Below are 5,701 nucleotides of genomic sequence, written 5' to 3' on the forward strand. Positions count from 1 at the left end.
ATTCTTTAGATCAAACAGCTCTATTGGTGAGTTGTATTCCAACTCGTTAGGAAGGAGTACCAAATTAGAATTAAAACTAAATACGGCATGGTTTAATGGCTTAAGATTTCTCGTCATATCCTTAAACCTCAGCTCTCTGTCACGAATCTCTTGGACTGAATGCAATTCGACAATTCGGATTTCACCATCTTTGATGTAGGCTTTTACATGGTCTCCGAAAATATCTAAGTCAGCGTGCTTTAAGTCAATGACAGGTCGCTCTTTACCGTTTCGTCTTGAGTTGGTCACTTGTCGAGAGCCGAAACGATCAATAACTATTTTAATTTCTTTCTTTGTACGGTCAGACTTAAGCTGAAACTTAGCCCCTCCTTTAAAACCCGCCATTAGTAAATACTGCCCTTCGAAGAATACTCTTAGTTTATTTCTATGGAGAGAAACTTTCTTCTCTAATACCTTTATCATACTGCCCCCAAGCAATTGATCACACTTGATTTAACCATGTCATAATTATATAAAAAACAATAAATAAATACCACATTTAAACACTAATCTTTGTGAAATATAATTAACTTATTATCTGGACTTTGGGCCGGACAAAGGCGACACAATAGGGCTCTATAGAGGGTCAGCTTTTTAGGCGAAGCCGTTAAGAAAAGCGATACAAATGCTTTTAGCTCGCCGAAGGCGGATCATATGGCCACCAGCATTCTGCTAGGACGGTGACAATGGGGTTTTGTTGGCATCGTACTAGCGCTGGTGGATAACAGCCATGAGCGGAAATACTTGGCAAGGAACGAGACTTAGTAATGCAGGGGTAAGTCCGGCGGGTGGGCCTCGGTGGCGACTAGGGGGAACCCTGTTAGTGGAGAGTTTTCAAACACATTAGCTCCAATACATCCCAGACCAGTTAATAAACCTAGTCACCATGTTGGATGATATGGGGCCTACTATTTCACTGTTCGCTAAATAGAGTATTGATCTGTATTTACAATGATCATCAATTATCTGTACTAACTCATACACGATCTAACAGTTTAGATTATACAGTGGGACTTAATGGGACACCCGCACACGATATCCCGAAGCTCACTTATGGCCAGAAACCCGTTGTCATAAGAAAATTTATCAGCAATCTATCGATTACTAAAGGTATGTCAAAAGTTGCAAGCTCCAGTAGAAACAAAGCCTCGTATTTACGAGGCTCGAATGTTCTATTTTTGCATCTCTAACCATTAACTGCCAAAATCTGCGAAGAGGTTACAGTGATCGGTTAGTCGTTGAATAAATGCGTCAACACTGGTTGGAGCGCTTAAATTACGATAATCACCTGTGACACTATTTTCACTTGAAGCGGCCATAACCGAAGCTGCATCATAAATACGTCTAGCCATAAGCTTACGACATAAAATTTCATAGCGTTCTAGATAAGAAACACCAGCTACTCGTGGATATTTGCCATTTATAGGTTGGTAATTTTTATCCCTGTTATTTTCATCAGCTAAGAACCCTTGCATTACAGGGAAGTGATCCATACTGATTTGGGCAGAGCGTCTCGTAGTTTCTGAATCTTCAACTAAAATAAGGTACCCCATAAATGGACGTACACTTGGCAAGAATGCATTTTCTTCGATTGCGGTGCTAAGATCCAATCCACTCCCCAGAACTTCTTCTGAACGATTATTAAAGTTATTACCAATAGAGCCTACTTGTGACTTCAACTCGACAGCTGCGACTAGGTAACCGTTGGAAGTTACAACAATATCCCATGATTTATGAGGCCTGAAATACCCAGGCAATTGAGAGGTGTTTTTTCCTGTATGGATTTGAAATTCCTCGAGATTCGAAGACTCGACAACTTGACGGATAAGATCCACAAATCCATCTAGCGTTTTTCCACCTAACACACCAGAGCCACCATTTCTCACTGTCCAGAAGTTTCTAACAGCACTTCTCACCAATTCATTCATTTATTAACCTAGTAACTGTTGTTCTTGTTTGTTCAATTTATATAGTTTGGATGTTAAGAGTATTGATTTCTCAATGTCATTGTTTATGGCTACCTCTGAGAGAGCAGTTGCTAAATCAGAATCAACGTCTTCCCACCGAGGTAAGCAAATTCTTCTTAAATGTTGAGCTTGAAACCTCAAATTACCCCCTGCCACTTTCGTTGAGTAGTTCTCGACGAAAAGCTGTCCAATCCCCGATATTAGAACGCCTTGCAAAGCTCTGATATCCCAATCAGATGAACAGATATAGTAAATAGAGTTGTTTGGATGATACTGACCAGGGTCATATACAGTTGTCAATTTAGACTTGATATCAGGTATCAATAGTTTCTCTTGGGCAGCACGTTCAGGGTAAACTCGATCAATGGTCTTAAACCAGTGGTGTGGCGATTTTTTTGCAACATGCCGTTCTTGTAAAACTTCTTTATGCTGAGTTAAGTATTCTTGGAGCATTGGGAAGTCTGTCAGTTTGACTACACCATTTTCGTCATATGTGTTCACAATGAACTTGCCTGAATGCACCAATGTTCCTGAACGAATGTCAGTTGCTGTTACCAAAGGCACTTTGCGGCTAGGCTCTAATGCTACATCATCACCAACTATGTACACTTTATTATTTCCCGTTGCGGCTCCGATGTAGACCTTGCAACCGACATCTTCCATTGTAGGGAAGTCTCTCTCTAGCCTTTTAATTAGATTTAGCTCATCCACAGCTCCAAATAGCCAGGGCTTGTCATTCTCGATAATGTCCTTTCTCTCAGTTAGTTTATGTAAGCTCTTATCTTGCCCAGAAAGCACTAAATAAACGGATTCTGAAAGCTTGGAATCTATCTCTGGATTATGCAGTATTATTGTTGATTTATGCTTCTGTCTAGAAATCTGTGTAATCGCTGGGTACGTCAAAACATCAGATTGAAATGCTGATTGACCATAAAGGTCTACGTAGAGATCAAGTTGATAGCTAGCTGATATAAATCCACGCAATGACGAACCGTAACTATTCTTAGTCCATCTATCCGTACAAATGAAAGACAAGACCCCTTTTACCTCGAGGAGTTCCAAACACTTCTGATAAAACGCAATGTATAGATCTGCGCGTTCTTTCATTGTGTGGTAGCGAAAGCGATACGCTGAAAGTAAAGATGGCGGGATATTCTCGATCCTGACATACGGCGGGTTACCAATTACATGACTAAAACAAGTAGAGAAGTCCGCTAACAAGAAGTCGCCGTGATAAAACCAGCTTTCAACAATTGAGTTAGCCTCTTCAACCGTTAGCGCTTTAAGCAAAACTTCATTGGTTTTCTGTTTAGCAATAACAATATTTTCCGATGAAATATCAAAAGCCTGAACCATACCTTTAATAAAGTCTATAGTGTAGTGTTCTTGGTTATCGGTTATGTTTGCAACCAAAAGCTTTGCAATTGCGATAACAAACTCACCTTGACCACATGATGGCTCTAGTATGCGAACGCTCTTCGCGTTAATGGCGTCGCTAATCCCAGAGGTCTTTAGCATGAAGTTAACAATGTCCGGGTTTGTAAAGACCTCACCTTTTTCTTCATCTGAGGCCCCCCACGTTAAGGAATCTAAATGGTTTTCAATCTCTGGAATAGTTAGTTGCATGATTTGAATGATACTATTAAAAAACTGAATAAAGCGTACCAGAAAGTAAGGTTCAAACATACATTAATGCATAACGTCTAGATGTACTGAGTTCGGGTAACTTCAAATAAGGCAAATTCACATTAACAGGATGTTAGTGATTAAAAGCACTCCTAATCACATCGTGGAAAGGAAACGGTCAGATTGCTTTCAGACTAATCCTCATTATCTAAGGTTCACCTTTTACGATGAAGCCTTTCGTTGGCCTTTTTGTGCTTTTGATAGCAACCCATCGAATCTGTGCCGCTAAACATAGCCTTCCTGCGTCGTTCGTAAGCACTATCAGGATTTGAGTTACCTTTCTTCTCTTTTGATTGTTCACTTGATAGAAACCTGTCAAGTGATTCATCAAATGAAGATGTATCACTCTTAAATGCCCATCTCACTGCTAACAAAAAACCTGCAACCAATAATGTACCTAGAATTACTTTCTCACTCATTTGGTGACTCTTCTGTTGAGCTCTTACTATCTGTTGTCAACGTTCCAATTAACTCATCATCAACTGGACATTCATTGCATCGGTTCAGACACTGTTCTTTAACAGGGACTGACACACTACAAAGTTCATCACTGCTCTGTTCTATAAGTGTTTCAAGACGGCTCATTATTTTCTTCCTATAGTTAGGCATTAAAACATCATACTAAAATGGCAGTGGTACATTCACTGCCAATTGCCCCTTATACGAGCTTAAAGTTATACTCGTTCGTGATTTGTTCAATTGCCGAGGTAACTTGCTTTGCTACAGAGTTGTATTCGTCCTTAGTCAGTTTGCGCTCGATATCGAACTCGATTGAATCAACCACTTCCTTGATGTAACTTTCAAGCGAACTACACATAGCTTGCGAAATTAGCGTTCCTTTGATCATTTTCGTGTCTCCAAAATTTATTCTTTAATCGCCTTGCCATGATTGGGAGCTGAGCAATAGCGTTTGCACCGTGAAAGAGTCCAACCGTCTTGACGGGCTTGTGCCGCGCACTCTGATGATCATCTGATTTTCCCTCGTTAGTCGGCGATGATAGCTGAATTGTCTTCAACCATTTCTTGAGCCGTTTTAAGTCGTTGTCCAAGCTTGATGTAAAGTGCCTCTGCTGCTTCATAAGAAAGCTCAAGTTTATGAGTGTGCAAGTGTTTAAGCTCGGACACTGTAGAAACAAGCTTGTTACTGACAATCTCAATTTCTACGCCCTTGATGTGCTCCACAACATGAGATTTAGTTACTAGCAACACTTCAACCTCTTCTCTAAATGCCATGCTCAAAGCCCCTCTTCTAGCTTTTGCATCATCGGGCTATCTGGGATATCAACATCGTGAACAGATAAGTGTTTTGATAACAAAGGGTGTTCACTTAGGGCAACAAAGTCCTTTTCTCTAAGCGTTACCGAAAAAGTGATATCTGGCATTTCTTCACTTTCACTTATAACCAGAGAGTAATCACCAAACACCGCTAATTTTCTTAAAGATAAACATGTGAAAGGCGCTCCAATCTGGATAGCTTTAAACGAAACAACAACACGGCTTAAATCATTAAAGACTGACACTAGAACGGGCATTTCTTCACCCGTAATTTCATCTATTGCCGATACAGTGAAGTTGGTACATTGTCCTAACTCTTTGACGTTCATAGTTTACATTTCCCTCTGAGTGCTGATTTATTAATTAGTGTCAAACGTTAATTCAAGTCGAGGTGTTTCTGACTTACTTCTATACCCATGCCTAGTTTCTATCCAGTACATACACCTAAAAGCTAGCGCTATGACCTTGTACGTGCGACAGGGAGCAAAGGGAATCCGAGTTAATGTGTTTAGTTAGTGGAAGCATTAATCGGAATCCCCGAAAATCAACTAAAGTACGTTCGAAAATGCAGATGTATATTGAAACTCATAACCCATATCTTCGAGTTTCCATAGTAAGTCTCTATAAAACCCCCTTAGAGTGTCCAGAAGCTCATATAGAGCTGACGATCCTTTATATTTATAGTCCTTGTCCGTATCTACAGCTAAACGATGACAAAGAGTGGATAAACCATC

9 protein-coding genes are annotated in these 5,701 nt (G+C 40.1%); all 9 read right to left on the reverse strand.

From position 1 onward, the window contains the following. On the reverse strand, nt 1-462 hold a 462-nt coding region (locus tag IQR33_RS12735), incomplete at its 3' end, for a hypothetical protein (protein WP_193843748.1). 770 nt (nt 463-1,232) lie between these two features. Beyond that, a complete protein-coding gene (locus IQR33_RS12740; protein ID WP_064369875.1) occupies nt 1,233-1,967 on the reverse strand; it encodes a PaeR7I family type II restriction endonuclease in 735 nt (244 codons plus the stop codon). A 3-nt stretch (nt 1,968-1,970) separates the two neighbouring features. Then, complete coding sequence (locus IQR33_RS12745; protein ID WP_193843749.1) at nt 1,971-3,692, reverse strand: Eco57I restriction-modification methylase domain-containing protein; 1,722 nt, start codon at nt 3,690-3,692, stop codon at nt 1,971-1,973. Nucleotides 3,693-3,847: 155 nt separating this feature from the next. Continuing rightward, entirely contained in the window at nt 3,848-4,111 is a 264-nt protein-coding gene (locus IQR33_RS12750; RefSeq protein ID WP_064369873.1) for a hypothetical protein, read from the reverse strand. Then, the gene (locus IQR33_RS12755) at nt 4,104-4,277 is read right to left on the reverse strand and encodes a hypothetical protein (RefSeq protein WP_172797333.1); all 174 of its coding nucleotides are present in this window, start codon (nt 4,275-4,277) and stop codon (nt 4,104-4,106) included. Before IQR33_RS12755 ends, IQR33_RS12750 begins: the two co-directional genes overlap by 8 nt. Before the next feature lie 73 nt (nt 4,278-4,350). Then, the gene (locus IQR33_RS12760; protein ID WP_064369872.1) at nt 4,351-4,539 is read right to left on the reverse strand and encodes a hypothetical protein; all 189 of its coding nucleotides are present in this window, start codon (nt 4,537-4,539) and stop codon (nt 4,351-4,353) included. Nucleotides 4,540-4,676: 137 nt separating this feature from the next. Beyond that, complete coding sequence (locus tag IQR33_RS12765; RefSeq protein WP_064369871.1) at nt 4,677-4,925, reverse strand: hypothetical protein; 249 nt, start codon at nt 4,923-4,925, stop codon at nt 4,677-4,679. A gap of 2 nt (nt 4,926-4,927) precedes the next feature. Continuing rightward, nucleotides 4,928-5,296, reverse strand: coding sequence for a hypothetical protein (locus tag IQR33_RS12770; protein ID WP_064369870.1), 369 nt, complete (start codon nt 5,294-5,296; stop codon nt 4,928-4,930). 219 nt (nt 5,297-5,515) lie between these two features. Next, on the reverse strand, nt 5,516-5,701 hold a 186-nt coding region (locus IQR33_RS32945; RefSeq protein ID WP_228013880.1), incomplete at its 5' end, for a hypothetical protein.

This window comes from Vibrio sp. OPT46 (assembly GCF_015163535.1).
Lineage (GTDB): Bacteria > Pseudomonadota > Gammaproteobacteria > Enterobacterales > Vibrionaceae > Vibrio > Vibrio alginolyticus.